Source organism: Amycolatopsis sp. NPDC004625 (genome assembly GCF_040609695.1).
GTDB lineage: Bacteria > Actinomycetota > Actinomycetes > Mycobacteriales > Pseudonocardiaceae > Amycolatopsis.
In genome coordinates, this window is sequence record NZ_JBEXKX010000017.1 from 49907 (window position 1) to 74073 (window position 24167).

A 24167-nucleotide genomic window follows, 5' to 3' on the forward strand; every position below is an offset into this window, starting at 1 on the left:
CCACTGTGAACAGAAGATGGCTGGCGGCCCTGGCCGCCGTGGTGGCGACGGCCGGCCTGGTCACCCCGGCCGTGGCCGTGGCCGCGGCGCCGGTGTCGCGCCCGGCCTGCCCCGAGCCGGGCGCGGGCCAGGCTCGGTGCCTCAGCACCTACACCCCGCGCGCGGTCCGCGCGCTCGCCGACGGGCCGGTGGGCTGGGGCGCCGCCGACCTGGCCTCGGCGTACGGTCTGCCGGACCAGGCCGGCCCGGACACCGTCGTCGGCATCTCGATCGCCTTCGACGCGCCGAACCTGGAGGCCGACCTGGCCACCTACCGGACGCAGTACGGCCTGCCGCCGTGCACGACGGCGAACGGCTGCTTCCGCAAGGTGAACCAGCAGGGCGCGGCGGCGCCACTGCCGGCGGCGAGCTTCGGCTGGGCCATCGAGTCCACTTTGGACGTCTCGATGGTGTCGGCGGCCTGCCCGTCCTGCCGGATCGTCGTCGTGGAGGGCAATTCCCCGGGCTTCGCCGACCTCGCGGAGACCGAGGACACCGCGGTGCGGCTGGGGGCGAAGGTCGTGTCGAACAGCTACGGTGCCCGGGAAAGCGGCGCCCCGCTGGCGTACGCGAGCCACTACCGGCACCCGGGCGTGACGGTGGTGGCCTCCTCGGGCGACGCCGGCTTCACGGCGGCGAGCTACCCGGCGGTGCTGGCCTCGACGGTCGCGGTCGGCGGGACGTCGCTGGCCCGTGACCCGGACGCGCCGCGCGGCTGGGCGGAATCGGCGTGGCAGTACGGCGGCAGCGGCTGCTCGGCCTACATCGCCAAGCCGAAGTGGCAGCGGGACACCCACTGCGGCAAGCGGACGGTCGCCGACGTGGCGGCGGTCGCGGACGGTTTGGCGGTGTACAACGCGGACGTGGGCGGCTGGCTGCCGGTGAGCGGCACGAGCGCCTCGGCGCCGTTCGTGGCGGGCCTGTACGGCCGTTCGGGCCGGGCGGGCGAGGCCCAGCCGGCCGACGTGTACGCCAACGCGGCGAAGTTCGTGGACATCACCGCGGGCAACAACGATCCCTCCGGCGCCGGCAAGAAGTGCGGCGGCGACTACCTGTGCGTGGCCGCCCCGGGCTACGACGCGCCGACGGGGGTGGGGGTGCCGGCCGGCCTGAGCGGCTTCTGACGGCTTGAGGTGCCCGGCCCGCCGGGCACCTCAAGTCAGGCCGGGGCGGCAGAGCCCGCGCTCGTACGCCAGCAGCCCGGCGCCGGTCCGGTGCGCGCAGCCCAGTTTCCGCACCACCCGCGCCACGCAGTCGCGCACGACCGGCTCCGGCAGCCCCAGCCGGTCCGCGATCTCGGCGTTCGTCAGCGCCGCACCCACCCCGGCGAGGACATCGGTCTCGCGGGCCGACAGCCGGTCCACCTGCGCGAGCCGGTCGTCGCGAGGCCCGGACAGGCGCGTGGCCGCCGAAAGCAGGCGGCGGGAGGCGTCCGGGGAGAGCACCAGGTGACCGTCGGCGGCCAGGCGGACCACCTTGATCAGGTCGTTGCGGCGGGCCGAACGCAGCAGGAACCCCGAGGCGCCGTCGCGCAGCGCGCGCAGGATGGCCGCGTCCGAGTCGAAGGTGGCCAGCCCCACCACCGCCGGCCGCCGCGGCAGCGCGTCCGGCCAGGTCAGGCGCAGGTCCAGCAGCAGCACGTCCGGCAGGCGGCGCCGGAGGGTGACGCGGGCCGCCGTCGCGTCGGGGACCGCGCCGACGACTTCGAGGCCGTCCGCCGCGTCGAGGAGCCCGCTCAGGCGGGCGCGCACCACCGGATCGCGCTCGGCCACCAGGACCCGGACCGGCGGTGCGGGCACCCGGTCAGTCCTTGGCCCGCAGGCGGATCAGCGGCAGGTCGGTCTTCGACGCGCCGACCAGGTCACGGCCGCCCGGGCCGCGCAGCCGCAGCTCGCGGAAGCGCACCGCCGAAAGCTGCGCGGCTTCGATCGGGTAGACGTCGCCGTAGCGCCGGATCTTGTCGACCAGCTCCTTGCCGAGCAGCTCGACGAGGCCCGCGTGCCGGGTCGCACCGCCGCCCAGCGGCACGTCCAGCTGCGCGCGGACTTCGGGGAACCGCTGGTCCAGTTCGACGGCCAGCTGGTGGATGGTGACGTAGGCGCGCCCGAACTCCCCGGCGTCCGGGCCCGGCGGGATCTCCTGCAGCACCTTGATGAGCTTGTCGTCCATCTTGAGCTTGTCCCACAGGGTCACGTCGTTTCCTCCAGAGGCGGCCGCCGTTGGTCTACCAGAGGACCGGCACGCGGTCCACTCCCCCGGTGACACGGTTGGCCCGGACCTGGAGTTCATCGACGCCGACGGCCAGGCGCAGCCCCGGAAACCGCCGGAACAGCGAGCCGAACACGACCCGCAGTTCGGTGCGGGCCAGGCTCGCCCCGATGCAGAACCAGCCCCCGTAGGCGAACGAGACGTGCGCATTCGGCTTGCGGCCGGGGTCGAACGCCGCCGGGTCGGGGAACACGGTGGCGTCCCGGTTGGCCGCGGCGATCGACAGGATGACCGCGTCGCCGCGCGCGATCGTCACCCCGCCGAGCTCGACGTCGTCGTGGGCGTACCGCAGCACCCCGAGCCCGCTCGGCGCGGACAGCCGCAGGATCTCCTCGACGACGCCGTGCACGCGGCCTTCGGGGTCGGCGGCCAGCTCGTCCCGCCGGGCGAGGTCGGTGAGCAGGTAGAGGACGCCCAGGTCGATCCGGTTCGAGGTGGTCTCGTGGCCGGCGAACAGCAGGCCGGCGGCGAGCCGCGCGAGGTCGTCGTCCCCGAAGGTGGGATCGTCGGCCTGCGCGCGCACCAGGTCCGAGACGACGTCCTGCCCGGGCTCGCGCCGCTTCCGGTCGGCGAGCCGGCCCATGTAGCCGGCGAACTCCTCGAGCGCCTCGTCCGAGGCGGCGCCGATGTCCATCCGGCCGATCCGGTCCGAGAGCACCCGGAAGGTCTCGCGGTCGTCGTACGGGACGCCGAGCAGTTCGCAGATGACGAGCACGGGCAGCGGGAAGGAGAGGTGTTCGTGCAGGTCGACCACGCCGTGCTCGCGCCGGGCGCGGTCCATGGCGTCGAAGCAGCCGTCGGCGAGCTCCTGCACGTGCCCGGCGAGCCGCCGGATCCGGTTGGCGGAGAAGGCGGGTACGAGCAGCCGCCGCAGGAAGGCGTGTTCGGCGTGCTCGGTGTCGTGGTTCCCCTGCGGCCGGCTGAGGAAGGCGGCGTCGGAAAGCAGCGACGCCTCTTCCGGCGCGGGGTGCGACCGCCCGAACCGCGGATCGGTGAAGACGGCGCGCACCTGGTCGAACCCGGTGACGAGCCAGGCGGGATCCCCGGCCGGCGTGGTGACCGCGACGACCGGCCCCTGCCGCCGGAGGACCTCGAAGAGCGGAGCGATTTCCAGGACGTTCGGCCGGTCGAACGGAAGACGCGGAGCGGCGGCGGTCATCGGGTCCCCTCCCGGAGGCGCGGCACGGCCGGCGCGAACACGGGCGGGCCGGTCACCGGCCGTTTCCCCCCGGTCCCCCGGCGTCCACGGTACTCGGGAACCCGCTGACCGGGCGGGGAACGCGGATTCCCCGCCCGATCGGGCCAGCGGGGCGGCCCGGGTGGTGCGGAACTGTCGGTGCGGAACTGTCGGTGCCCTCCGGTAGCGTGGATACCGGGGGCCGGAGGCCAAGCGGCTACCACGCACGGCAGCGACCACCGAGCCGCCGCGCAACCGGCCGCAGTTCCCCGATCTACAGCAGTTTCCAGGCCCGCGTCAGCGTGTCCCGCAGGATCTGCTCCATCTCGTCGAACTCCCGCTGGTCACAGACCAACGGCGGCGACAGCTGCACGACCGGCTCGGCCCGGTCGTCGGCCCGGCAGTACAACCCGGCCTCGAACAGCGCCTCCGACAGGAACCCCCGCAGCACCCGCTCCGACTCCGCCGCCGTGAACGTCTCCTTGGTCGCCTTGTCCTTCACCAGCTCGATGCCGTAGAAGAACCCCGCGCCCCGCACGTCCCCGACGATCGGCAGGTCGAGCAGTTTGTCCAAAGTGGACCGGAACGCCGTCTCGCGGCGCAGGACGTGCCCGTACAGGTCCTCGCGCTCCATCAGGTCGAGGTTCGCCAGCGCCACCGCGCACGACACCGGGTGCCCCCCGTAGGTCGAGCCGTGCATGAACGTCGTTTCGCCGTGGGTGAACGGTTCCATCAGGCGCTCCGAGGCCAGCACCGCGCCCAGCGGTGCGTACCCCGACGTCAGGCCCTTCGCCGTCGTGATGATGTCCGGCTGGTAGCCGTAGCGCTTCGCCGCGAAGTCGTGGCCGAGCCGGCCGAACGCGCAGATCACCTCGTCGGACACCAGCAGCACGTCGTGCCGGTCGCAGATCTCCCGCACCCGCGCGAAGTACCCCGGCGGCGGCACGAAACAGCCGCCGGTGTTCTGCACCGGCTCGAGGAACACCGCCGCGACGGTGTCCGCGCCCTCGAACTCGATCGCCTGCTCGATCCGGTCCGCGGCCCAGCGGCCGTACGCCTCGTAGTCGTCGGCGTGCTCGGGGGCGCGGTAGAAGTTCGTGTTCGGGACGCGCAGCGTGCTCGGCACCAGCGGCTCGAAGTCCGCCTTCGCGCCCGGGATGCCGGTGATCGACAGCGCCCCCTGCGACGTCCCGTGGTAGGCCAGCGCGCGGCTGATCACCTTGTGCTTGCCCGGTTTCCCGGTCAGCTTGAAGTACTGCTTCGCCAGTTTCCACGCCGTCTCGACGGATTCGCCGCCGCTCACGGTGAAGAACACGCGGTTCAGGTCGCCCGGAGCCGCCGCGGCGAGCCGCGAAGCCAGCTCGATCGCCGTCGGGTGCGCGTGGCCCCACAGCGGGAAGTACGCGAGCTGCTTCGTCTGCCGCGCGGCGGCCTCCGCGAGCTCCTCGCGGCCGTGGCCGACCTGGACCGCGAACAGCCCGGCGAGCCCGTCCAGGTAGCGCTTCCCGCGGGCGTCCCAGATGTACGGGCCTTCGCCGCGCACGATCACCGGGACGTCGGCGTCGTCGTAGGCCGAATGGCGGGTGAAGTGCATCCAGAGGTTGCTGCGGGCCGCCTGGGCGAGGCTCGAGGCGTCGGCGGAGGCGCGGTCGGCGGTAGTGGTCATGCCTCGGTTATCGCACGCGCCAGCCGTAAAGCGCAAGCGATTCAGTCGTACAGACGAACTTGCACGACTGATTCATGGTCAACTACCGGCCATAACCTTCGGATTTAGTCGTCACGTTCCGCGCGTGCCCCACTGGTAGGTCTGCTTCCGCAGCTTGAGGTAGACCATCACCTCCGCGTGCCGGACGCCCGGCAGCGCGCGGATCCGCGTCGAGATCAGCTGCAGCAGCGCCTCGTCGTCGGCGCAGACGGCCTCGCACAGCAGGTCGTAGCGCCCGGCGCAGAGGATCACGTAGGCGATTTCGTCCATTTCGGCCAGTGCGTCGCCGACCGGTTCCAGCGGGCCGTCGACGGTGATCGCGATCATCGCCTGCCGGAACAGCCCGACCTGCAACGGATCCGAGACGGCGACGATCTGGATGACCCCGGAGTCCGACAGCCGCTGCACCCGCTGCCGGACCGCCGCTTCGGACAGGCCGACCGCCTTGCCGATGGTCGCGTACGCGCGCCGGCCGTCCTCCTGCAGCTGCGCGATGATCTGCCGCGAAATGTCGTCGAGCACCGGCGGGGCGGGTCGGCCGGTGGTGTCCTGGCTGCTCACGCCCGGGATCATCCCCGACGCGGGCGACGCCAGGCAACCGCGGCACGCCGTAACGGTAAGTAACTAAATCCGAACGTCCGAGCCCGCGGTGACAACGGATTTAGTCGTCTCAGGCCCGTTGACAAGGCCGAATCGGTGCTGTTCCATCCGTCGCACCCTGCACCCTGCACCCGGCCGGAGGGAACGCCCATGCCCCGCACTCCCGCCCCGCCCGACGTGGCCGCCGCCGCGCAGCCCCGCACGCTCACCCGGTCCATCGGCGTCGGCGGCGGCACGCTCCTGACGCTCAGCTGCGTGACGCCGGCGTCGTCGCTGTTCGTTCTCGTCCCGCCGCTGTTCGCCGACCTCGGCACCGGCACCGCGCTCGCCATCGCGCTCGCGGTGCTGCTCTGCGTCGGGATCGCCTTCTGCTACTCCGAACTCGGCACGCTGGTGCCGAGCGCCGGCGGCGAATACGCCATGGTGACGACGGTGGCGAACCGGTTCACCGGCTGGCTGACGTTCATGCTGTCGTTCGTCGTCATCCTCGTGGTGCCGCCGATCATCGCCATCGGCGTCGCGGACTACCTCGCCGTCGTCACCGACATCAGCCCGTCGGTCGCGGGCGCGCTGGTCATGCTCGCCTCGACCGTGATGGGCCTGCTGAACCTGCGGTCCAACGCCTGGATCACCGGGATCTTCCTGGTCATCGAGATCGTCGCGATCTTCGTCGTGTCCCTGCTCGGCTTCACGCACACCACGCAGAGCCCGGCCGTGCTGCTGAAGCCGAGCCTCGGCACGAGCGGGATCGGGCTGATCGCCGTGGTCGCCGGGCTCGCCGTCGCGCTGTTCGTGGTGCAGGGCTTCAGCACCGCCGTCTACCTCGCCGAGGAGATGCGCGAGCCGCGCCGGACCGTCGCCCGCACGGTGTTCTGGACGCTCGGCATCAGCGCCGTGGTCATCCTCGTGCCGGTCGTGGCCGTCACCCTGGCCGTGCCGGACACCGCCGCCCTCGCCGGGGTCGACCTCTCCGCCCTGGTCACCGGCTGGAGCACCAGCGCCGTCGGGGTGGCGATCAGCCTCTGCATCGCGGCCGCGATCGTCAACGCGGTGATCGTCATGGTCATCCAGAACTCGCGGGTGCTCTTCGCCTCCGCCCGCGACCAGGCGTGGCCGGCGCCGGTGAACCGCGCGATGAGCGTGGTGGGCAAGCGGTTCGGCTCGCCGTGGGTGGCGACACTGGTGACCGGCCTGTCCGAGGCCGTCCTCTGCTTCGTGCCGGTCGACACGCTCAGCGGCGTCACCGGGGTCGCCGTCGTCGCGCTCTACCTCAGCGTCGCGGCCGCCACGCTCCGGGCGCGCCGGGCGGCGCACCGCGGGGCGGACGTGTGGCGGATGCCGGCGTGGCCGCTCGTGCCGGTGCTCGCCGTCGCGGCGCTGGCTTACGTCCTGGTCGAACAGAGCGCGCTGGACCTCGGGATCACCGCCGGTGTGCTGGTGGTTTCGGCGCTGTACTGGTGGGGCTACCTGCGCCGCCGTCCCGGGCGCTGGGTCGTCACGGTCCCGCAGGACTAGCGGCGGCTCCGCAGCTGCCGCACGCCGACGACGATCACCGCGAGCAGGCCGGCGATCGCGACCAGCGCCCAGATCCAGGTGGGGACGCCGACGGAGTCGAGCGTGGTGGCTCCCGTGACGGTGAAGTGCACGGTGCCGGTGACGTTGTCGCCGTCCTTCGCGACGACCTGCCAGGTCAGGGTGTAGGCCTGGGCGCCGCCGGACGGCGTCACCGGGACCGTCACGACCCCGCCGTCGACGGCCGGGGCACCGATCCGCCAGGCGGTGCCGTCGCGGCCGGTGATCTTGACCGAGTCCGGCGGCAGCGTCACCGGCTCGCCGAAGGTCAGCTGGACCTGCGTCGGCGCGGTCGCGAGCGAAGCGCCTTCGGCCGGCGAGCTGGACTGGAGCTCGGTGTGGGCCGGCGCGGGCCCGGCGAGCACGAGCAGCCCGAGCAGAGCGGCGAGAACGGCGCCCGGGGCACGACGGGGGATCATCCGGACATCCTGCCCTATCCGCCCGTGCAGTCTTCGTGTCCACCTGTGCAGCCACGGCGGGGTCCCTTCTCATCGCGGCGCGCATTGGCCAGGATGGACGCCTGGGTGGCGAGGGAAGGACGTCGATGGCGACAGTGCGCGACGAGGCCGACGCACGGCAGCAGCTGAAGGCGCAGCGGGGGCGCGAAGTACCCGACGAACCGCGTGAAGGAGCGTCGGACGTCGCGAAGCCGCAGGGCGCCGGTTCGGCCGGGCTGGTCGCCGACACCGACGTCCTCGCCTTGGACTACGCCGAGGTCGAAGCGGCCAAGAAGGCCTTGGACGAGCGCTACCAGGAACTCTCCGGGCACCTCGCGAACGCTCGCGAGCTGGGCGCCCCGCTCGCCGACGGCAAGGGGCCGGTGTCGCACTGGATGCGCCGCTCGTTCGGGCTGCGCGGCGGCGCGGACGCCGGTGGTGTGCAAGCGGCTCTGACGTCCTACCTGGCAGAACTCGCTTCGCTGCGGCAGGCGCTCGAGACGGTCGCCACGACGCACGCGCAGAACGACGGCGAAGCCGCCGCGGCGCTGCGGGCGGGTGAGCCCCGTGCCTGAGTTCCACTCGACGCACCACCGCCCGACCGCGCGTGAGCGGGCGAAGGCGCGGCGCGTCCGCCGGGAAAAGGCGGCCAACGCGCGCGAAGCCGCGTTCGGCCGGATCCACTGGGACAGCTACGAGCACCGCGAGCTGTGGGACATGGTGCAGTCCGCCGAGCCGCCGAAGCTCGGCGAGCAGGCGCACCGGTGGGCCGCACTCGCCGCGAACGTCGACACGGCGACCGGCGACGTCCACGCGGTGGTGCAGAAGCTGCTGCTGTCGTGGCGCGGCCCGTCCGCGGCGCAGGCCGCCGGCTCGGTGCGGAACCTGACCGCCTGGGCGAGCACGGCGAGCGAGAACGCGCGGCAGATCGGCGACGGCCTCGACACCTACACCGCGGCGATCGGCGAGGCCCGGCGGAAGATGCCGGAACCGGTGCACTACTGGGCCGAGCGGTGGTTCCGGGAGGGCTACGCGGTCAAGCGGCTCGACGGGCCCGAAGGCGCGTACCTGCTGGACGACCTGCTCGACGACAAGCTGCCGACCAAGAAGCAGGCGGACGACGCGAAGGCCGAAGCCGTCCGGGTCATGGAACAGTACGAGAGCGCGAGCCACGACGTCCGGCACCGGTTGCCGCCGGCGTTCGACACCGCGCCGGCGGTGAGCGCGTCGGAGGCGGGGGTCGTGGTGCCGCCGGAGCGGGATCCCGGGCCGGGTTTCGATCCGGTCCCACGGCTTCCACGCCCTCCACAGACTCCACAGCCTCCGCGGGACGACTCGACGACGACCACCTCGGCGGTGCCCGGTGGTTTGCCCGGCACCTTGACCGGCGGGCTGCCGGTCGGGGCGGACGGGGTGATCGGCGCGGCCGGCGGCACCGGCGCTCCGGGGTACGGCTGGGCGGGCGTCCCGGCGGCCGGCGTCGCGGGCCCGGACGCGCTCGGCGAGGGCGGCCGGGCGGGCGCGGGCCGGTTCGGCGGCGCGTCGCCGGGTTTCGGTCCCGGCGCGGGAGGCGGCGGCCGCGGTCCGGCGGGCGGGTACGGGATGTACCCGCCCGGCCAGGGCGCGCAGCGCGAGGAGGACACCGAGCACCACGACAAGTACGCCTCGGGGTACGACCTGATGGACGACCTGCCGCCCGCGTACCCGCCGGTGTTCGGCGAATGACGGGCTTCCACGCCGACCCGGCGGCCCTGGAGGCGCTGGCCCGCCGCCTGGAGGACACCGCGGCGGAGTACGGGACCGCGGCGGACGAAACCGGCGGTTCCGGCGATCTCGGACCGCTGGTGTCGGACGCACTCCGCGCGGTCACGGGCGAGTGGGCGGCCCGGATCCGGGCGACGCAGACGGAGGTGGCCGCCACGGCGGCAAGCGTCCGAGCGGCGGCGACGGTCTACCGGACGGGCGACGCGAACGCCGGGGAAGAGCTGAGGCGCACCGATGACTGACCACGGAGGGGGACGGCCGCTGCCGTCCGAGCGCCAGCGAGCCGCCACCAGCACCAAGCCCCGGCGGCCCGACCTCGAAAGCCGCCGGCTGCCGTCCGGGCCCGAGCGAGCCGCCACCAGCACCAAGCCCCGGCGGCCCGACCTCGAAAGCCGCCGGCTGTCGTCCGGGTCCGGGCGGGCCGATGGCTGACTTCCGCGGTCTCGGCTTCGATCCCGCCCCAGGCAGTCCCGACTCCGTCGCCGAAGCGGCGCGCCGGTGTTCCGCGGCCGCGGTCCGGCTCGGCGAAATCCCGGTCCCCGCCGGTATCCCCGAGTGGGCCGGACCGTCCGCGCGGGCGCTCGCCGAGCGGGCCCGGCAGGCCGCGGCCGGTATCGCGGCCCTGCCCGGCTCCCTCCGCGCGGCCGCCGCTGTGCTCGAAGACTGGGCCGGGACCCTGCTCGCCCACCGGCGGCAGGCCGAAGACCTCGACCGCCGGGCCGCACAAGCCCAGCGGGCCGTCGTCGACGCCGAAGACGCCGTCGAACAGGCCGAAACGACCGCGCAGTTCTCCCCCGCCGCCGCCCCCGAAGCCGCCGCGGCCCGCGAGCGGCTCGCCGCCCGGCGGGCCGGCCTCGACCGGGTCCGCCGCGAAGGCCGCGACCTCGAACGCGCCCACACCGCCGAGGCCGCGCGCGTCGCCGGGCGGCTGCGGGCCCTCGGCGACGGCGAGCCCGTGCCGGACACGCCCGGGTTCCGGCCGCTCGTCACCGCCCTGGAGACGTTCTCCACCGCCGGACGCGAGCTGGGCGTGACCGTCGCGCGCACCCCCGCCGCGCCGGTGACCCCGCCGCCGGGAGCTGTGGGCGCGTTCACCGCCGCGCTGGGTGGCCGGTGAAACTGCCCGCCGTCCCGGGGATCACCCCCGTCAGCCTGGCCTCCGTCGAGCGCACCACGGCGGAGCTGCACGCCCACATGGCGCGCCTGCGCGGGCCCGACGCCGCCCGCGACGTCGGCCTGGAAGCGGCCGCCGTGCAGTCCGCGGAAATCGCCCACGACCAGCGCGCGGGCCTGCTGGCCCTGGTCGAGCACCGCGACGCCGACCCGGCCCTGCTCATCGCCGGGGTGGTCCCGCTCGCCGGCCCGGCCGGCGACGCCGCGGACCTGCAGCACTTCGTCGCCGACACCACGCCCGGCCTGCGCGAGGTGAGCCACGCGCAGACCCGGCGCGGCTACCCGGTGGTGATCGTCGAGCGGATCGGCCTGTCCGGCGCGCAGCTGCAGGCCGTCGTGCTCGACCCGGACCGCCCGCGGGCGGCGGTGTTCACCCTGCATTCCCCCGGCGGGCGGGGCTGGCTGGAGGTCGCCGGGCTGGCCGGGACGCTCGTCGCCGGCGTCGACCTCACCCCCGCAGCGCCCGCTCCCGGTATTCGCGCGGGGTCCGGCCGGTCGCCCGGCGGAACGTCCGCGAGAAGTGCGGGGCGCTGGTGAACCCGCAGTCGCGCGCGATCTCGGCGATGCCCCGGCCCGCCTTCGCCGGGTCGGCCAGCAGCGCCTTCGCCCGCTCGATCCGCAGCCCCTTGAGCCGTTCCGAGACGCCTTGGCCGTCGTCGAACAGCTGGTACAGCCGACGGCGCGAGATGTACAGAGCCTCGGCGACGTGGTCCGCGGTGAGCGACTGGTCGGCCAGGTGGGCCCGCATGTACGCCAGCGCCTCGCGCCGCCGGGCCGCGAGCGCGTCGACGCGGTCGAGCTCGGTGCGCAGGGCACTGCGCAGCACCAGTTCGGCCAGCCCGAGCAGATGGTGGGCCAGTCCGTGCGGGTCGAGCCGCGGCCCGGCCGCCAGGACGTGCGCGACCGCACCGGCGAACAGGGCCCGCAGCGGCGCGTCCACCTCGACCGGCCGGAACATCAGCGGCCGCAGCTCGGCGAACGCGATCGACAGCTTCGCGGCGGCGACGGTCAGCATCACGACACCGGCGGGCTGCAGGTGCAGCGTCGCGTCGGCGAACGTCAGCTTCGCGCCGGACCCGGCGACCGCGCGCGGCACCGGGCAGCGCAGCACCAGCTGGATGCCCTCGGGATCGCTCGCCGCGCCGCCGAGGATCGCCGCGCGCGCCGCCGCGGCGCCGGAAGCACGGACGACGAGGTACCCGCTCGCGGGTACGTCCACCGGGTACGGCTCGGCCATCGGCACCATCGTGCCCGACGCCGGCCGCCCACGACGGGAAGGGGGACCATGGCGCGCCGCACCGCGACGGCGGCGGGAGTGATCCTGTCGCATCCGGAGTTCGACCTCCTCTGGGAGGACCTGGGGCCGGGCGGGCCACCGCCGTACCCGCTCGACGTGCCGGCCCACGGCCGCACCCACGCCGAACGCGACGAACTGGGCGCGCGCGTGTTCGCCGGGCTCGCCGAGGCCGGGCTGACCGACGGCGACGACCTCGACCCGGCCCTGGTCGACCTGGTCGAGCTGCTGGGCACGCCGTCGCTGAGCGTCGACGCGCTCGTGCTGGGGGAAGCACCGTGGCGGCTGCTCGCCGCCGTGCGGGACCGGGCGGGCGTGCTCGCCGTCCTCGACGAGCACGACCTGGTGCTCGAACCCCTGCGGCCGGCGGACCTCGTGCCGTCGGTGGCCCGCATGCTCGGCGACCAGCCACCGGGCCCCGGCGAGCAGGTGCGCCTCCCGCGGGCGGCGTACGCGGCGGCGATGGACGCCTACGCGCGCAACGGTTACGACGCCTTCGAGCGGGCCCTCGCCGCGGCGGGGATCACCGGCCGGGCGGTCCGGCCGCTGGCCACCCTGGTGACGGCGCAGCGGTACACCGCGGGCCAGCTGGCGGCGACCGGACCGGCGGGCCGCACCCCGGTGCTGGCCTGGTTCGACACCGCGGCCGGCCGGTACGCGGTGACCCCGGAGGACACGGGCGGCGAACCCTGGGTGAGCGTCACCCCGGTGGCCGGGCTCGCCGGCCGCATCGCCGGACTCGCCGCCGCCGCCCGCTGACCGGCTCAGGTGGCCCAGGTGGCGGGGACGAACTCCGGCTCGCGGCGCCGCGGCGGCCCGTCCCGCAGTTCGGCCGGCAGCAGCTCCCCCAGCACCTCCCGGCCCTGCCGCAGCGCGGCCGCCCCGGCGTCCCCCGCCAGCCGCCGGACCAGCGCCGCCAGCTCGGGCGGGGGCAGGGTCAGGGCCCGCCGCTCGAACCGCAGGTCCACCAGGGCGCCGTGCAGGTCGACCACCACCGACACCCCGCTGTCCGCCGCCGGGGCGCGGATCGCGGCCAGCCGTGCGCCGTAGCCCGTCATTGCACCCGCCAGCTTTCCGGCGTCGTGTCCTCCGCGGCCTCGCCCGGCGCGGGCAGGCCGAGCCCGTCGACCTCGCCGTCGAGGATGTGCCACAGCGACGCGGTCGCGCGGGCCGACGCCGCCGCCGTGAGCAGCAGGATCCGGCGGGCGAGCTCGTCCGGGTCCAGCCGCAGCGCGGCGGCCTCGAGGGTCAGCTCCCGCAGCGCCCCGCCGGGCGCGACCTCCACGGCGACCGTCCGGTCGGCGGCCTTTCCGGTGATCACGGGTGCACCCCTCCGTAGAACGTCGACGCCGAAAGCGGGTGCGTGTTCCGGCGGACGGCGTCCCCGGAGTTGCCTTCGATCATCGTGACGCGGTTGCCTTCGACCTTCTCGACGATGCCGATGTGCGTGCTGGTCGCCGTGCTCTGCGGGCCGGTGCCGAAGATCAGCACGTCCCCCGGCCGGGCCTCGTGCAGCGCGTTCTTCCCGTAGGCGTGGCCGTTGTGCTGTCCCCAGTGGAAGACGTCGCCGCTGAAGGGCAGCACCGGGATCTTCACCCCGGCCTTGCGCCACATCGCGGTGGCGAACGACGAGCACCACGCGGCGGTCGGGCCGTACGGGTTGCGGTTGCTGCCCGGCGGGTTCTCGCGGGTGCCGAGTTCCTTGCGCGCGGCGTGCACGATCTCCGGTCCCTTGGCGGAAACAGCGTGCGTCGGCTCGCCGGCGGCGCGGTCGTGGGTCAGGTCCTTCCGCAGCGCGTCCAGCTTCTTCGCCGACGCCTCGAGTTCCGCGTGGACGTGCCGCAGGGTCGACGCCGACTGGCGCGTGTACTGCGGCACGAGGTCGGCGACGTGCCCGACGGCCCGCATCAGCGCCGCCTGCGTCCCCGCGGCGGCCCCGGCGTCGAGGACCTTCTCGGCTTTCGCCGTGTATTCGTCGACCAGCCGCTGCACGGCCGTGTGCCCGCTGTCCACTGTGGACGCCACGTGCGCGACGATCTTTTCCGCCGCCGCCCCGGCCGTGCCGGTGACCTGCAGTTCCTTCGTGAGTTTCGCGCTGGCGTGACGGAAACCGCCGGCACCGTGGCCGTGCCAGTGGTCGAGGACCGTGGTGCTTTCCTGGTGGTAGGCGTCGTGCTGGTCGTCGAGCGCGGCCGCCACCCGGTGCAGGGCGTATTCGGCGCGGACGGCGTCCTCGGCCTTCCCGGCGAGCTTGGTGCGGTGCGCGATCAGCTCCTGCGCGAAGGACCGTGCGAGGGCGGCGGTGTCCACGTCAGCTCCGCCCGTTCAGCGCGGCGGCGGTGGCCGTCTCGTGGTCGCGATAGGACTTCGCGGCCTTCTGCGCGGCCGACGCCAGCCCGTCGGCGTGCGCGCCGACGCCCTTGACCTGCCGCTGCAGCGCCAGCCCGAAGCCGGCCAGCGCGGCGGCGAACCCGGATTCCCGGCCGATCCGGCCGAAGCTGTCCTCGGCGATGTCCCGGACGTCCCGCAGCGGCCCGGTGGCGCCGTCGAGGGCGTCGGCGACCTGCCGGGTGCGCCGCACGTAACCGTGCAGCACGGTGTCGTCCACCCGCAGCGGCTCGCCACCGCCGTGCGCGTGCGGCTTGCCGTGGTGCGCGGTGACGTGCTTCGCGGCCTCGCGCGCGGCGGCCAGGTGGTGCCTGTAGGCGCCGTTCGTGTACGTCGACCAGGGCGTGAAGTCGTGGCCGTCGCCCGAGATGCGGTTCGCGACCCGGGCGTTGGTGTCCGGGTCGAACAGCTGGTCGTCGGACTTCAGGTGGTACTGGTGACGCCGTTCGGGACCGAGCGCGCCCAGCATGTTGATCTGCCAGAGGCCGTAGGAGTCGTCCGGCGGGGTCGCGTTGTGCGCGGTCGTCCGGCCGCCGGACTCGGCCAGCGCGACCGCGACCGCGGTGGTCAGGCCCGGGCCGCGGAAGCCGGCCGCGTAGGCGTGCCGGGCGATCTCCCCGGCGCTCAGCTTGGTCATGGTTCGACCCTGACCGGTGGGGTACTCCTCCGACAGCCGCGCTGCACGCAGGGACAACCGGCGTGCACGTCCGGCGCAACCTCCGGGGCCGCTCACCCGTACTGCTTCCGGGTGCACCTGCGAGAAGGGGACACGGATGCGCAGAACCGGGGCGCCGGCCCTGCTGGGGTCGCTCTTGGTCGTGGCGGCCTGTTCGGCCCCTCGCTCGACGACGCCGACCCCCATCGCGGAGCCCGTGCCCGCGAGCACGTCGGCTCCGGCCACCACGACGACGACCACCCCGCCGCCCGCGCCGCCGTGCGCCGTCACGACCGGGGCCTGCGTGAGCCTGGCGCAGCGGCTGGCGTGGCTGGTGCGGGACGGCCGGGTCGTGCGCGGGCCGGTCCCGGCCGGGTTCGGGCCGCCGGACCAGACGACGCCCGCCGGGTCGTTCCACGTCGTGTGGAAGGACCGCGAGCACCGCAGCAGCGAGTACGGCACCGACATGCCGAACTCGGTGTTCTTCGCCGCCGGCGGCATCGCCTTCCACGCCGGTCCGCTGGACGCGCCCTCGCACGGCTGCGTCCACCTCACCGACGCCGACTCGGCGGCGTTCTTCGACGGGCTGCAGGTCGGCGACGCGGTGCAGGTTCTGTAGCCTTCGTCCCGGTGGACACCCCAACGGTCATTTCCCGGCTGCGCGCCGCCGGCTGCGTGTTCGCCGAGGAGGAAGCGGCGCTGCTGACCGACGCCGCCACGACGTCCGCCGAGCTCGAATCACTGGTGGCCCGCCGGGCCGCCGGGCTGCCGCTGGAGCACCTGCTCGGCTGGGCGGAGTTCCACGGCCTGCGGATCGCCGTGCGGCCCGGGGTGTTCGTGCCGCGCCAGCGCACCGGGTTCCTCGTCGACGTCGCCGTCTCGCTGGCGCCGCCGGACCCGGTGGTGCTCGACCTGTGCTGCGGCTCGGGCGCGCTGGGCGCCGCGTTCGCCGCCGCGCGGCCGCCGCGGGAGCTGCACGCCGCCGACGTCGAACCGGCCGCCGTCGAATGCGCGCGGCTGAACCTGCCTCAGGTCCACCTGGGCGATCTCTACGACGCGTTGCCGGAGTCGCTGCGCGGCCGGGTCGACGTGCTGCTGGCCAACGTGCCTTACGTCCCTTCGGACGCCGTCGCGACGATGCCGCCGGAGGCCCGCCTGCACGAGCCGCTCGTGGCGCTCGACGGCGGCGCGGACGGGCTCGACCTCGCCCGCCGGGTCGCCCGGGAGGCGCCCCGGTGGCTCGCGCCGGGCGGAACCGTGCTGGTCGAATCGAGCGAACGGCAGGCGCCGGTGCTGGCGGGGATCTTCGCCGCGGCCGGGCTGACGCCGGCGGTCCACGAGTCCGCCGACCTGGGCGCGACCGTCGTCACCGGCACCGCGCAAAGCTGATCTCACGTTCCGGCGGTCCCGGACGTCTACAGGGTGTGATCGTGAAACCGTTCGAACAGATCGTGACCGAGCACGGGCCGATGGTCCTCCGGGTGTGCCGGGCCGTGCTCGGACCGGCCGACGCCGACGACGCGTGGTCGGAAACGTTCCTGTCGGCGTTGAAGGCGTACCCGGAGCTGCCGGCGGACGCGAACGTCCAGGCGTGGCTGGTCACGATCGCGCACCGCAAGGCCGTCGACGTCACCCGCGCCCGGGCCCGCGGCCCGCTGCCGGTCGGCGAGGTCCCGGACCGGCCCGGCCGCGCGGAGCCGTTCTCCGGCGACGTGTGGGACGCGCTGGCGCGGCTGCCGGACAAGCAGCGGCTCGCCGTCGCCTACCACTACCTGGCCGGGCTGCCGTACCGCGAAATCGCGGAGATCACCGGAGGCACCGCCGACGCCGCACGCCGCGCGGCCGCCGACGGTGTCAAGGCCCTGCGGGCCACCTACCCCGTGGAGGGAGCGCACTCATGACGGACTTCTTCTTTCCGGTGCCCATCGAGGCCGAACTCGACCCGGCCGTCCACCGCGCGCGGCTCGTCGCCGAAGCCGAGCGCGAAGGCCTGCTGGACGTCGCCTACCGGACGCTGGACACGCCGGTCGGGTCGCTGCTGCTGGCGGCCACCGGGCGGGGCCTGGTCAAGGTGGCCTTCGACCGCCAGGACCACGACGCGGTGCTGCTCGCCCTCGCGGCGGAGATCAGCCCGCGGATCCTGCGCGCCCCGAGCCGCCTCGACGCGGTGACCCGCCAGCTCGACGAGTACTTCACCGGGCAGCGGCGTGACTTCGACGTCCCGCTGGACTTCCGGCTGGCCCGCGGGTTCCGCCTGGCGGTGCTGGAGCACCTGCCGGAGATTTCCTACGGGCACACGGAAAGCTACGCCCAGGTGGCCGCGGCCGCGGGCAGCCCGAAGGCGGTCCGCGCGGTCGGCACGGCGTGCGCGCTCAACCCGCTGCCGGTGGTCGTGCCGTGTCACCGGGTCGTGCGCTCCGACGGGTCGTACGGCCAGTACGCGGGCGGCGAGGAAGCCAAGCGGACCCTGCTGACCATGGAGGCGGCGTGACCACGTTCGAACAGCGCGTCGCCGCGGCGGACTGGGCCGCGGTGGCCGCGGAGGTCGACGAGCACGGCTGCGCGCTCCTGCCGCAGCTGCTCACCCCGGCCGAGTGCGCGCGGCTGGTGGCGCTCTGGGACGAGCCGTCGCACTTCCGGGCGACGGTGAACCTGCGCCGGCACCGTTTCGGGGACAACGGCGACTACCACTACTTCGCGGCGCCGTTCCCGGAACCGGTGCAGCGGCTGCGGCAGGCGCTCTACCCGCGGCTGCTGCCGATCGCGCGTGACTGGTCGGCGCGGCTGGGCCGGGCGGCGGAGTGGCCGTCCACATTGGACGAATGGCTGGCCGTCTGCCACGCGGCGGGCCAGCAGCGGCCGACGCCGATCCTGCTGCGCTACGAGCCGGGCGGCTGGAACGCGCTGCACCGGGACCTCTACGGCGACAAGGTGTTCCCGCTGCAGGTCGTGATCAACCTCAACGACCCGGGCACCGACCACACCGGCGGCGAATTCCTCCTGGTCGAGCAGCGGCCGCGCGCGCAGTCGCGCGGCACCGCGACGCTCATCCCGCAGGGCCACGGCCTGGTGTTCACCACCCGCGACCGCCCGGTCCGTTCGGCCCGCGGCTGGTCGGCGGCCCCGGTGCGCCACGGCGTCTCGGTGGTCCGCTCGGGCCGGCGGCACACCCTCGGCCTCGTTTTCCACGACGCGGCATGACCTCCGCCGAACTGGAAGCGCTGGTGCGGCTGATCGGCCGCGCCCGGCACATCGTGCTCGGCACGGCGGCATCCCCGGCTTCGCGGGCGGACGGCGAGCGCGTCGCCGCGGCGTGGGGCGGCCTGGTCCTGGCCACGGTGACGTGGCCGGAGACGGCGGCGTCGTGGCTGCGCCCGGCGCGGCGGTTCGCGGCGCCGGAGCCGGACGTCTGGGTCGTCTGCGCGACCCCGGCGGGCTGGACCGGCATGGCGCGGCGGCTGCAGCTTTCGACGTCGTGGCGCCCCGATCGGACGCTGCTCACCGCGGCCCTGGCGAACTTCCCCGTCCCCGGCCTGCGCGGCACCCGCGCGGACGGCACCACCTGGGAGACCCGATGAACCACCTCGTCACCGATTCCCCGATCGGCCCGCTCACCCTGGTCGGCACCGGGGACACCGTGACCGGCGTGTACTTCCCGAACCTCTGGACCCGCCCGGACCGCACCGCGTTCGGCGAGCGCGACGACACGGCGTTCCCGGAAGCCGTCCGGCAGCTGAAGGAGTACTTCGCCGGCGAGCGCACGACGTTCGACGTCCCGATGCAGGCGACCGGCCCGGAGTTCGACCGGGCGGTGTGGGCCGAGATCGAGCGGATCCCGTACGGAGAGACGGCAACTTATGGCGATCTGGCGCGCGCTGTCGGCGGCCTGCCGCACGAAGTCGGGGCGGCGGTGGGCCGCAACCCGCTGAGCATCCTGGTGGCGTGCCACCGCGTGGTCGGCAAGAACGGCAAGCTGACCGGCTACGCGGGCGGGCTGAAGCGCAAGGAGTTCCTGCTGGACCTGGAACGCCCGCCGGCGTCGACGCTCTGGTGAGCTTCATGCGTGGCTGAGCAGCAGTCCCGCGCCCAGCGCGGTCATGGTCACGGCGATCACGACGTCCAGCACCCGCCAGGCGAGCGGCTTGGCGAACACCCCGGCCAACCGTTTCGCCCCGAACCCGAGCGCACTGAACCAGACGGCGCTGGCCACCCCGGCCCCGACGCCGAACAGCCACCGCCCGTCCCCGTGGGCGACGGCGACCGAGCCGAGCAGCAGGACGGTGTCGAGGTAGACGTGCGGGTTGAGCCAGGTGAAGGCGACACAGGCGAGAACGGCCTTCCGCAGCGGCGTCCGTCCGGTGCCGACGGTCATGACGGAGGGCCGGAAGGCCCGCCGCGCGGCGAGCACGCCGTACCCGACCAGGAACAGCCCACCCCCGACGGCGATCACGCCGATGGCCGTGGGCCACTGCCGCAGCACGGCCCCGATCCCGCTGACCCCCAGCCCGATGAGCACGAGATCGGAGACGGCGCAGATGACGACGAGCGGCGCGACAGAGCCCCCGCGCAGGCCCTGCTGCAACAGGAAGGCGTTCTGCGACCCGATGGCGACGATGAGCGAAAGGCCGGTCCCGAAGCCGGCGAGGAGGAGCGTGACCACGCTCCCCACGGTATGAGCGTCCTGGTGGATTACTCCAGCTAAAGATTCTTACGTACCATTAGCGCTCGTGATGTCCGATCTCCCCCTCGACCAGGTCAGGACCCTGCTGGCCGTAGTGGACGAGCAAAGTTTCGACGCGGCGGCGGCGGTCCTGCACGTGACGCCGTCGGCGGTCAGCCAGCGCATCAAGGCCCTGGAGCAACGCACCGGCCGGGTCCTCCTGCTGCGCACGAAGCCGATCCGCCTGACCGCCTCGGGCCAGGTCCTGGTGCGGTTCGCGCGTTCGCTGGCGCAGCTGGAGCAGGACGCGCTGGCCGAGCTGGGCCTGGGCTCACCGATCCGCACGCTGTCGATAGCGGTGAACGCGGATTCCTTGGCGACGTGGTTCCTCCCCGCCCTCCCCGACACCCCGGGCCTCTGCTTCGACCTCCACCGCGACGACCAGGACCACACGGCGGCCCTCCTGCGCGAGGGCCTGGTGATGGCCGCGGTGACGGCCGCCCCCCAGCCGGTCCAGGGGTGCACATCGGTCCGGTTGGGACGCATGCGCTACCGGGCGATGGCCTCCCCGGCGTTCGTCACCCGCTGGCTGTCCGACGCCCCGTTGCCTTCCGCTCTTCCCACGGCACCCCTGATCGTGTTCGACCGGAAGGACGACCTCCAGGACCGGTTCCTGAGGGCGTTGACCCGGCGCCGGACGTTCACGTCGATCCGCCACCACGTACCGGCATCGGAGTCCTTCGTGGACGCGGTGGCGGGTGGCTTGGGGTGGGGGATGATCCCGGAGCTGCAGGCGGTTTCGCGTGGGGATGCGCTGGTGGACCTGGTTCCGGAGAAGCCGATGGACGTACCGCTGTACTGGCAGCAGTGGAAACTGGACAGCCCGGCATTGGCCACGGTGGCGGAGGCTGTTGCCGAGGGCGCGAAGCAGTCCCTGCGCTGAGCCCTACCGGCTCTTATCCGTTTCTGGACCTGTTGTGACCCACGCGTGCAACGATCGGAGCCGTTCGCGGGTTGCGGCCGGGAGCCGCCTGTCGCCGAGCGACTCGGTCAACAGCGCGGCGGCCTCGGCGCGGTACCCGCACTTCACCAGGCAAGATGCGGCCAGCACACCCTGATCCACGGCATCTCCGTGGTACCTGAGCACGTTCAGCCACGCTTCGACCGCCGGTGCCGGCAGCCCGGCCTCGGCGAACTGGTCCGCGACCTTCATTCGCTGGTCAGCGCGGACGTCGCGGGCCGACAACTCCGCCAAGATTCCTTCCGCGGCGGCTGCGCCGCCCGCCTGAATCCACACCTCGACACATTCCCCCAGCCAGAAGCCGTCGAGGCCCTCGACCACGGCCCTTTTGGCTGCATCGATCGATTCGTCCTTGCGGCCGCATTCGGACATCGCCTTGATGAGCCGCCACTGCCGGTACTCCGAACAGTCCGAGATCGCCGCCGCGGCGGCCGTGAGCAGGTCCATCGCCTGATCCGGCTGTTCTTTCTCGACGAGGTCAGCGGCGACGTCCACCCAAGCGTCCACTTCCCCTTCGGAACGCACCTTGGTGATCAGGTCTTCGCCCAGTTCGTCGTGGCCGGATGCGCACAGCGCCACGGCGGCTTCCGCCCAGAAATCGGGACCGCGGTCGAGGCTGGCCTCGTAGACCGCCCGCGCCGCTGTCTGATCCTGAGCGCCGCCGCTGAGCAGTATTCGGCAAGCGCTCGAAAAGATCCACTGGTCCACCGCGCCGTCGACAAGGGCAAGACGCGCCGATTCCCGGACCGTCGGAAACTGTTTCTCCTCGGGAAGCGACGAAGCGATCTTCACCAGGCGTAGGGCGCCGAAGTGCGGCAGACTCTCCACCTGCTCCAGCAGGACGTCCGTGGCGTCGCAGGCGGTGAAGATCCGGGCGGCCCGGCTCACCACGAGTTCTCCCGCGTTCGGGTTGGCGAGAACCTGGCGCGCGAGCTCCAAGGCGTCAGCCGAGTGCAGTTTGGCCTGCAAGGCAAAAGCCGCCTGCACCAGATGGCTCGTCGGCCGGCCGGCGGTCGCGGCGACGACCTCGGTGACGGCGTCGGGCCCGCCCACCTCGAGAACTGCGTCCACCGCATCCCGGAATTCCCGGGAGCTCAGATAGGTCGAGGCGAACGCCCGGCGAGCGGCCCACAACGCCTCCGCACGGCACCCCGCTCGCCCGGCGAGTTCCGCGAGCACACCCCAGTTCGCGGCACCGTCTTCCCACGAATCCGCCAGCCGGCTGTCCCCGTCGCCGTACCCGAAGGGGTCACCCTGGACCGCCGGACCAAGACGGAGCTTGCCCACCAGGCCGCGGACCATCTTGGCCGCCGACGCGGTCCGGTCGGCGTCGAGCAGGACGGAAATCAGCGCCATGGTGCGCACAAGATCGTGCTCGGTCGTCGCCGCCAGCAGGATCATCAGGTTTTCGACGCGTTCGGCACCATCGGCGACGAGGTCCTGCAGCACTTCGGCGCCGCGCTTCACACCGGACAGGGTGGCGAGCTGGAGGAACTCTTCGAGCCACGAGGCCACGCCTTCCGCATCGGTGAGCCGGCCGAGCACGGCGGCCGCTTCGATCCGGGTGGCCTCCGCCAGGTCGGGGTGGTCGCGCAGCGCACGCAAGCGATCGAGCGCGACCGGCCCGAGCGTCTGAGGCATGAACAACCTCAGCACCTCGCCGACCGACTCCAGGTCGTCCCACGGATCCTTTCGCGCTCCCTGGCAGACCAGCAGGTCGAAGAGCCGGTTCACCACGGCCGCGGTGAGGTCCTCGTCGACGTCGATGCCTTCGCTGATCAGCCGCCCCGCGAGCAGCACCCGGTCGCCCGTTCCCTCCAGGAGCTTCCGCAGGATGCGGCCGACGTCGTTGTTCTCGCGGCCCCACAGCACGAACGTGAACAGCGCGAAGACGCGCTTCGCGCCGCTGAGCCCGCGTTCGATCCACTCCTCCAGGTCCGGGAACTCGGCCGGGATCTCGCCCGCGCGGGACCGGGCGGCGAGGAACTCCGCGAAGGAATGGTGCCGGAACCGCAGGTCGTCCTCCGACGACACGAAGACACCCGTGCCGGCCAGGATGGCGCGGAGATCCTCCGGCCACCCGTGCGCGACCTCGGCGTGCCGGCCGGTGATCCAGTCCCGTGCCGCGTCGATCAGGGACGATTCGCTCTCCAGGCGGTGCACGGCGAGGTGTTCGACGATCTCGGCGCGGTGCTGCCGCAACCAGTCCAGCAGAGCCAGGCGCTGCGGGTCGTCGTGCGCGCCGCGGCGCAGCTCGGCGAAGGTGTCGCGGCGGCTGGCCTTCTCGTCGAGGAGGTAGGCCATGAAGCGGTCGTAGAGATCGATCCGGCTGTTGGGCAGCGGCCGGCCGGGTTCGAGGGTGTGCGTGATGGCGGCGATGGTGGCCTGCAGCGGGTTGCGGACGAGCTCGCGCAGCCTGCTGTCCCGCACCTGACGCACGAACTCCGCGGCGCCCTTGGCCGCGGTGAGCGGGTTCTGGGCCCGGAACCAGGCGCGGGCGAAGTCCTCCAGCTCGCCGGGGCTGAACGGCTGGATCTCCACGGTGTCGATGCCGGCGCGCTCGAGCGGGACCAGCTCGTTGTGCGGCAGCGGGCGGGTCGTGATCACGAGCCGGTGGTCCGTGCTCCGCCGGATGCGGTGGGCGAGCGCGGCGATGACGTGGGCGCGGGCCTGCGGTTCGACGATCTCGTCCAGGCCGTCGACGAACACGAGCCAGCGGGCCCCCAGCGCGCGGCGGGCCAGCAGCTCGGGCCGGGGCTTTTCGTCGAGCATCCGGCCCAGCACCGCCTCGAGCCCGGACGCCAGCAGCTCTCCCCAGGCCGCGTTTTCGGCCAGCGCCCGCGCCGGAACGCGCAACGGCAGCACCGGCTCGGCCACCGGCGGCTGACCTTCGTCACCCCCGAGCCAGTACTCCGAGATCTGCTGGACGTACATGTAACCGACGGTCGACTTCCCCGCCCCGGGCTCGCCGGTGATCATGAGGTGCCCGCCCCGGTTGAGCGCCTCGGTCATGGTCAGGGTGCGCTCGCCCGGCACGTCCCCGGTCCGGCGGTCGGGATCCCCGGGCCACCGCTCGGATTCGCCCAGCCGGTCGGTGGCCTGGGCCCGCATCGTCTGCTGCACGTAGACCTTCGTGAGCTCCGGTTGCCGGACGCCGAGGAGCTTGTAGGGCAGGGACTCGGTGGCGCTTTGCTGCGCGGCCAGCACATCCCGGAGCTGCGGAGTGAGCTCCGGCCGGTCGTCCCACGACGTCAGCGGCGGCGGGAGCGGGGTTTCGGCGCCGACGTGGATGTTCAGCCGCCCGATGCTTCCCGCCTGCACCACCGGCGCGGAGAACGTCCCGTCCTTGATTTCGTTGCGGTACTCGGTCATCGGCCGCTCAGAAGGCGGGCGCGGGGATCGGAGCAGGCATGC

General features: G+C 73.6%; 30 protein-coding genes. 17 read left to right on the forward strand and 13 right to left on the reverse strand.

From position 1 onward, the window contains the following. The first annotated feature begins 5 nt into the window (after nt 1-5). Nucleotides 6-1163, forward strand: a complete 1158-nt coding sequence (locus ABZW17_RS21130; protein ID WP_354816475.1) for a S8 family serine peptidase — start codon at nt 6-8, stop codon at nt 1161-1163. A 30-nt stretch (nt 1164-1193) separates the two neighbouring features. Here ABZW17_RS21130 and ABZW17_RS21135 read toward each other — a convergent pair whose 3' ends face one another. From ABZW17_RS21135 to ABZW17_RS21155, 5 genes are all read right to left on the reverse strand, one after another. Continuing rightward, nucleotides 1194-1838 (reverse strand): response regulator transcription factor, encoded by a 645-nt coding sequence (locus ABZW17_RS21135; RefSeq protein ID WP_354816478.1) that lies wholly within the window; start codon nt 1836-1838, stop codon nt 1194-1196. A 4-nt stretch (nt 1839-1842) separates the two neighbouring features. After that, nucleotides 1843-2232 carry a hypothetical protein gene (locus ABZW17_RS21140; protein WP_354816481.1) on the reverse strand — a complete coding sequence of 130 codons (390 nt, stop codon included), beginning with the start codon at nt 2230-2232 and terminating at the stop codon, nt 1843-1845. A 31-nt stretch (nt 2233-2263) separates the two neighbouring features. Then, on the reverse strand, nt 2264-3466 hold the full coding sequence (locus ABZW17_RS21145; RefSeq protein ID WP_354816484.1) for a cytochrome P450: 1203 nt from the start codon (nt 3464-3466) through the stop codon (nt 2264-2266). A gap of 292 nt (nt 3467-3758) precedes the next feature. Next, complete coding sequence (locus tag ABZW17_RS21150; RefSeq protein WP_354816487.1) at nt 3759-5150, reverse strand: aspartate aminotransferase family protein; 1392 nt, start codon at nt 5148-5150, stop codon at nt 3759-3761. Between the two features lie 111 nt (nt 5151-5261). After that, nucleotides 5262-5762, reverse strand: coding sequence for an Lrp/AsnC family transcriptional regulator (locus ABZW17_RS21155; protein ID WP_354816490.1), 501 nt, complete (start codon nt 5760-5762; stop codon nt 5262-5264). Between the two features lie 177 nt (nt 5763-5939). Here ABZW17_RS21155 and ABZW17_RS21160 point away from each other — a divergent pair, with 177 nt between their 5' ends. Beyond that, on the forward strand, nt 5940-7304 hold the full coding sequence (locus tag ABZW17_RS21160; RefSeq protein ID WP_354816493.1) for an APC family permease: 1365 nt from the start codon (nt 5940-5942) through the stop codon (nt 7302-7304). On the opposite strand, the gene ABZW17_RS21165 is transcribed toward ABZW17_RS21160, so the two are convergent. Continuing rightward, the gene (locus ABZW17_RS21165; RefSeq protein WP_354816496.1) at nt 7301-7780 is read right to left on the reverse strand and encodes a copper resistance CopC family protein; all 480 of its coding nucleotides are present in this window, start codon (nt 7778-7780) and stop codon (nt 7301-7303) included. The two genes, ABZW17_RS21160 and ABZW17_RS21165, sit on opposite strands and share 4 nt — an antisense overlap. A 125-nt stretch (nt 7781-7905) precedes the next feature. Between ABZW17_RS21165 and ABZW17_RS21170 the strand changes: the two genes are divergently transcribed. From ABZW17_RS21170 to ABZW17_RS21195, 6 genes are read left to right on the forward strand one after another with little or no spacing between them, the layout of a single operon-like run. Next, nucleotides 7906-8373, forward strand: a complete 468-nt coding sequence (locus ABZW17_RS21170) for a hypothetical protein (protein ID WP_354816499.1) — start codon at nt 7906-7908, stop codon at nt 8371-8373. Then, a complete protein-coding gene (locus ABZW17_RS21175) occupies nt 8366-9523 on the forward strand; it encodes a PPE domain-containing protein (protein ID WP_354816502.1) in 1158 nt (385 codons plus the stop codon). Before ABZW17_RS21170 ends, ABZW17_RS21175 begins: the two co-directional genes overlap by 8 nt. Next, on the forward strand, nt 9520-9804 hold the full coding sequence (locus ABZW17_RS21180; protein WP_354816505.1) for a type VII secretion target: 285 nt from the start codon (nt 9520-9522) through the stop codon (nt 9802-9804). Before ABZW17_RS21175 ends, ABZW17_RS21180 begins: the two co-directional genes overlap by 4 nt. Further along, the gene (locus ABZW17_RS21185; protein ID WP_354816508.1) at nt 9797-9994 is read left to right on the forward strand and encodes a hypothetical protein; all 198 of its coding nucleotides are present in this window, start codon (nt 9797-9799) and stop codon (nt 9992-9994) included. Before ABZW17_RS21180 ends, ABZW17_RS21185 begins: the two co-directional genes overlap by 8 nt. Continuing rightward, the gene (locus ABZW17_RS21190; protein WP_354816511.1) at nt 9987-10679 is read left to right on the forward strand and encodes a hypothetical protein; all 693 of its coding nucleotides are present in this window, start codon (nt 9987-9989) and stop codon (nt 10677-10679) included. The genes ABZW17_RS21185 and ABZW17_RS21190 overlap by 8 nt, the downstream gene beginning before the upstream one ends. Further along, complete coding sequence (locus ABZW17_RS21195) at nt 10676-11272, forward strand: hypothetical protein (RefSeq protein WP_354816514.1); 597 nt, start codon at nt 10676-10678, stop codon at nt 11270-11272. Before ABZW17_RS21190 ends, ABZW17_RS21195 begins: the two co-directional genes overlap by 4 nt. On the opposite strand, the gene ABZW17_RS21200 is transcribed toward ABZW17_RS21195, so the two are convergent. Then, on the reverse strand, nt 11184-11972 hold the full coding sequence (locus tag ABZW17_RS21200) for a helix-turn-helix transcriptional regulator (RefSeq protein ID WP_354816517.1): 789 nt from the start codon (nt 11970-11972) through the stop codon (nt 11184-11186). The two genes, ABZW17_RS21195 and ABZW17_RS21200, sit on opposite strands and share 89 nt — an antisense overlap. A 48-nt stretch (nt 11973-12020) precedes the next feature. On the opposite strand from ABZW17_RS21200, the gene ABZW17_RS21205 reads away from it, so the two are divergent. Further along, a complete protein-coding gene (locus ABZW17_RS21205) occupies nt 12021-12788 on the forward strand; it encodes an ESX secretion-associated protein EspG (protein WP_354816520.1) in 768 nt (255 codons plus the stop codon). 5 nt (nt 12789-12793) lie between these two features. Here ABZW17_RS21205 and ABZW17_RS21210 read toward each other — a convergent pair whose 3' ends face one another. Genes ABZW17_RS21210 through ABZW17_RS21225 form a run of 4 tightly spaced genes read right to left on the reverse strand, consistent with a single transcriptional unit; the run spans nt 12794 to nt 15054 of the window. Next, a complete protein-coding gene (locus tag ABZW17_RS21210; protein ID WP_354816523.1) occupies nt 12794-13087 on the reverse strand; it encodes a hypothetical protein in 294 nt (97 codons plus the stop codon). Further along, nucleotides 13084-13350, reverse strand: coding sequence for a YbaB/EbfC family DNA-binding protein (locus ABZW17_RS21215; RefSeq protein ID WP_354816526.1), 267 nt, complete (start codon nt 13348-13350; stop codon nt 13084-13086). The genes ABZW17_RS21210 and ABZW17_RS21215 overlap by 4 nt, the downstream gene beginning before the upstream one ends. Continuing rightward, on the reverse strand, nt 13347-14339 hold the full coding sequence (locus tag ABZW17_RS21220; protein ID WP_354816529.1) for a CHAP domain-containing protein: 993 nt from the start codon (nt 14337-14339) through the stop codon (nt 13347-13349). The genes ABZW17_RS21215 and ABZW17_RS21220 overlap by 4 nt, the downstream gene beginning before the upstream one ends. Nucleotide 14340: 1 nt before the next feature. Continuing rightward, a complete protein-coding gene (locus ABZW17_RS21225; protein WP_354816532.1) occupies nt 14341-15054 on the reverse strand; it encodes a transglycosylase SLT domain-containing protein in 714 nt (237 codons plus the stop codon). Between the two features lie 136 nt (nt 15055-15190). On the opposite strand from ABZW17_RS21225, the gene ABZW17_RS21230 reads away from it, so the two are divergent. The 7 genes from ABZW17_RS21230 to ABZW17_RS21260 are packed head-to-tail and all read left to right on the forward strand — an operon-like array spanning nt 15191 to nt 19126. Further along, complete coding sequence (locus ABZW17_RS21230) at nt 15191-15691, forward strand: L,D-transpeptidase (RefSeq protein WP_354816535.1); 501 nt, start codon at nt 15191-15193, stop codon at nt 15689-15691. A gap of 11 nt (nt 15692-15702) precedes the next feature. Next, nucleotides 15703-16461: a putative protein N(5)-glutamine methyltransferase gene (locus tag ABZW17_RS21235; protein ID WP_354816538.1), complete on the forward strand. Its 759-nt coding sequence runs from the start codon at nt 15703-15705 to the stop codon at nt 16459-16461. Between the two features lie 35 nt (nt 16462-16496). Then, complete coding sequence (locus ABZW17_RS21240; protein ID WP_354816541.1) at nt 16497-16973, forward strand: sigma-70 family RNA polymerase sigma factor; 477 nt, start codon at nt 16497-16499, stop codon at nt 16971-16973. Then, a complete protein-coding gene (locus ABZW17_RS21245) occupies nt 16970-17563 on the forward strand; it encodes a methylated-DNA--[protein]-cysteine S-methyltransferase (RefSeq protein WP_354816544.1) in 594 nt (197 codons plus the stop codon). Before ABZW17_RS21240 ends, ABZW17_RS21245 begins: the two co-directional genes overlap by 4 nt. Next, on the forward strand, nt 17560-18273 hold the full coding sequence (locus ABZW17_RS21250; RefSeq protein WP_354816547.1) for a 2OG-Fe(II) oxygenase: 714 nt from the start codon (nt 17560-17562) through the stop codon (nt 18271-18273). Before ABZW17_RS21245 ends, ABZW17_RS21250 begins: the two co-directional genes overlap by 4 nt. Next, nucleotides 18270-18650 carry a hypothetical protein gene (locus tag ABZW17_RS21255; protein WP_354816550.1) on the forward strand — a complete coding sequence of 127 codons (381 nt, stop codon included), beginning with the start codon at nt 18270-18272 and terminating at the stop codon, nt 18648-18650. The genes ABZW17_RS21250 and ABZW17_RS21255 overlap by 4 nt, the downstream gene beginning before the upstream one ends. After that, nucleotides 18647-19126, forward strand: coding sequence for a methylated-DNA--[protein]-cysteine S-methyltransferase (locus ABZW17_RS21260; protein WP_354816553.1), 480 nt, complete (start codon nt 18647-18649; stop codon nt 19124-19126). The genes ABZW17_RS21255 and ABZW17_RS21260 overlap by 4 nt, the downstream gene beginning before the upstream one ends. A gap of 3 nt (nt 19127-19129) precedes the next feature. On the opposite strand, the gene ABZW17_RS21265 is transcribed toward ABZW17_RS21260, so the two are convergent. Next, a complete protein-coding gene (locus ABZW17_RS21265; RefSeq protein ID WP_354816556.1) occupies nt 19130-19732 on the reverse strand; it encodes a LysE family transporter in 603 nt (200 codons plus the stop codon). Nucleotides 19733-19799: 67 nt separating this feature from the next. Here ABZW17_RS21265 and ABZW17_RS21270 point away from each other — a divergent pair, with 67 nt between their 5' ends. After that, complete coding sequence (locus ABZW17_RS21270; RefSeq protein WP_354816559.1) at nt 19800-20675, forward strand: LysR family transcriptional regulator ArgP; 876 nt, start codon at nt 19800-19802, stop codon at nt 20673-20675. A gap of 3 nt (nt 20676-20678) precedes the next feature. Here the strand turns inward: ABZW17_RS21270 and ABZW17_RS21275 are convergent, their stop codons facing one another. Further along, nucleotides 20679-24125: an NACHT domain-containing protein gene (locus ABZW17_RS21275; RefSeq protein ID WP_354816562.1), complete on the reverse strand. Its 3447-nt coding sequence runs from the start codon at nt 24123-24125 to the stop codon at nt 20679-20681. Between the last annotated feature and the right edge of the window lie 42 nt (nt 24126-24167).

Bases quoted from the DNA above. Each gene is read 5' to 3' on its own strand.
- ABZW17_RS21145 (WP_354816484.1), bottom strand. From the start codon at position 3,466: ATGACCGCCGCCGCTCCGCGTCTTCCGTTCGACCGGCCGAACGTCCTG.
- ABZW17_RS21150 (WP_354816487.1), bottom strand. From the start codon at position 5,150: ATGACCACTACCGCCGACCGCGCCTCCGCCGACGCCTCGAGCCTCGCC.
- ABZW17_RS21155 (WP_354816490.1), bottom strand. From the start codon at position 5,762: ATGATCCCGGGCGTGAGCAGCCAGGACACCACCGGCCGACCCGCCCCG.
- ABZW17_RS21160 (WP_354816493.1), top strand. From the start codon at position 5,940: ATGCCCCGCACTCCCGCCCCGCCCGACGTGGCCGCCGCCGCGCAGCCC.
- ABZW17_RS21165 (WP_354816496.1), bottom strand. From the start codon at position 7,780: ATGATCCCCCGTCGTGCCCCGGGCGCCGTTCTCGCCGCTCTGCTCGGG.
- ABZW17_RS21170 (WP_354816499.1), top strand. From the start codon at position 7,906: ATGGCGACAGTGCGCGACGAGGCCGACGCACGGCAGCAGCTGAAGGCG.
- ABZW17_RS21180 (WP_354816505.1), top strand. From the start codon at position 9,520: ATGACGGGCTTCCACGCCGACCCGGCGGCCCTGGAGGCGCTGGCCCGC.
- ABZW17_RS21185 (WP_354816508.1), top strand. From the start codon at position 9,797: ATGACTGACCACGGAGGGGGACGGCCGCTGCCGTCCGAGCGCCAGCGA.
- ABZW17_RS21190 (WP_354816511.1), top strand. From the start codon at position 9,987: ATGGCTGACTTCCGCGGTCTCGGCTTCGATCCCGCCCCAGGCAGTCCC.
- ABZW17_RS21200 (WP_354816517.1), bottom strand. From the start codon at position 11,972: ATGGCCGAGCCGTACCCGGTGGACGTACCCGCGAGCGGGTACCTCGTC.
- ABZW17_RS21205 (WP_354816520.1), top strand. From the start codon at position 12,021: ATGGCGCGCCGCACCGCGACGGCGGCGGGAGTGATCCTGTCGCATCCG.
- ABZW17_RS21210 (WP_354816523.1), bottom strand. From the start codon at position 13,087: ATGACGGGCTACGGCGCACGGCTGGCCGCGATCCGCGCCCCGGCGGCG.
- ABZW17_RS21225 (WP_354816532.1), bottom strand. From the start codon at position 15,054: ATGACCAAGCTGAGCGCCGGGGAGATCGCCCGGCACGCCTACGCGGCC.
- ABZW17_RS21230 (WP_354816535.1), top strand. From the start codon at position 15,191: ATGCGCAGAACCGGGGCGCCGGCCCTGCTGGGGTCGCTCTTGGTCGTG.
- ABZW17_RS21245 (WP_354816544.1), top strand. From the start codon at position 16,970: ATGACGGACTTCTTCTTTCCGGTGCCCATCGAGGCCGAACTCGACCCG.
- ABZW17_RS21255 (WP_354816550.1), top strand. From the start codon at position 18,270: ATGACCTCCGCCGAACTGGAAGCGCTGGTGCGGCTGATCGGCCGCGCC.
- ABZW17_RS21260 (WP_354816553.1), top strand. From the start codon at position 18,647: ATGAACCACCTCGTCACCGATTCCCCGATCGGCCCGCTCACCCTGGTC.
- ABZW17_RS21275 (WP_354816562.1), bottom strand. From the start codon at position 24,125: ATGACCGAGTACCGCAACGAAATCAAGGACGGGACGTTCTCCGCGCCG.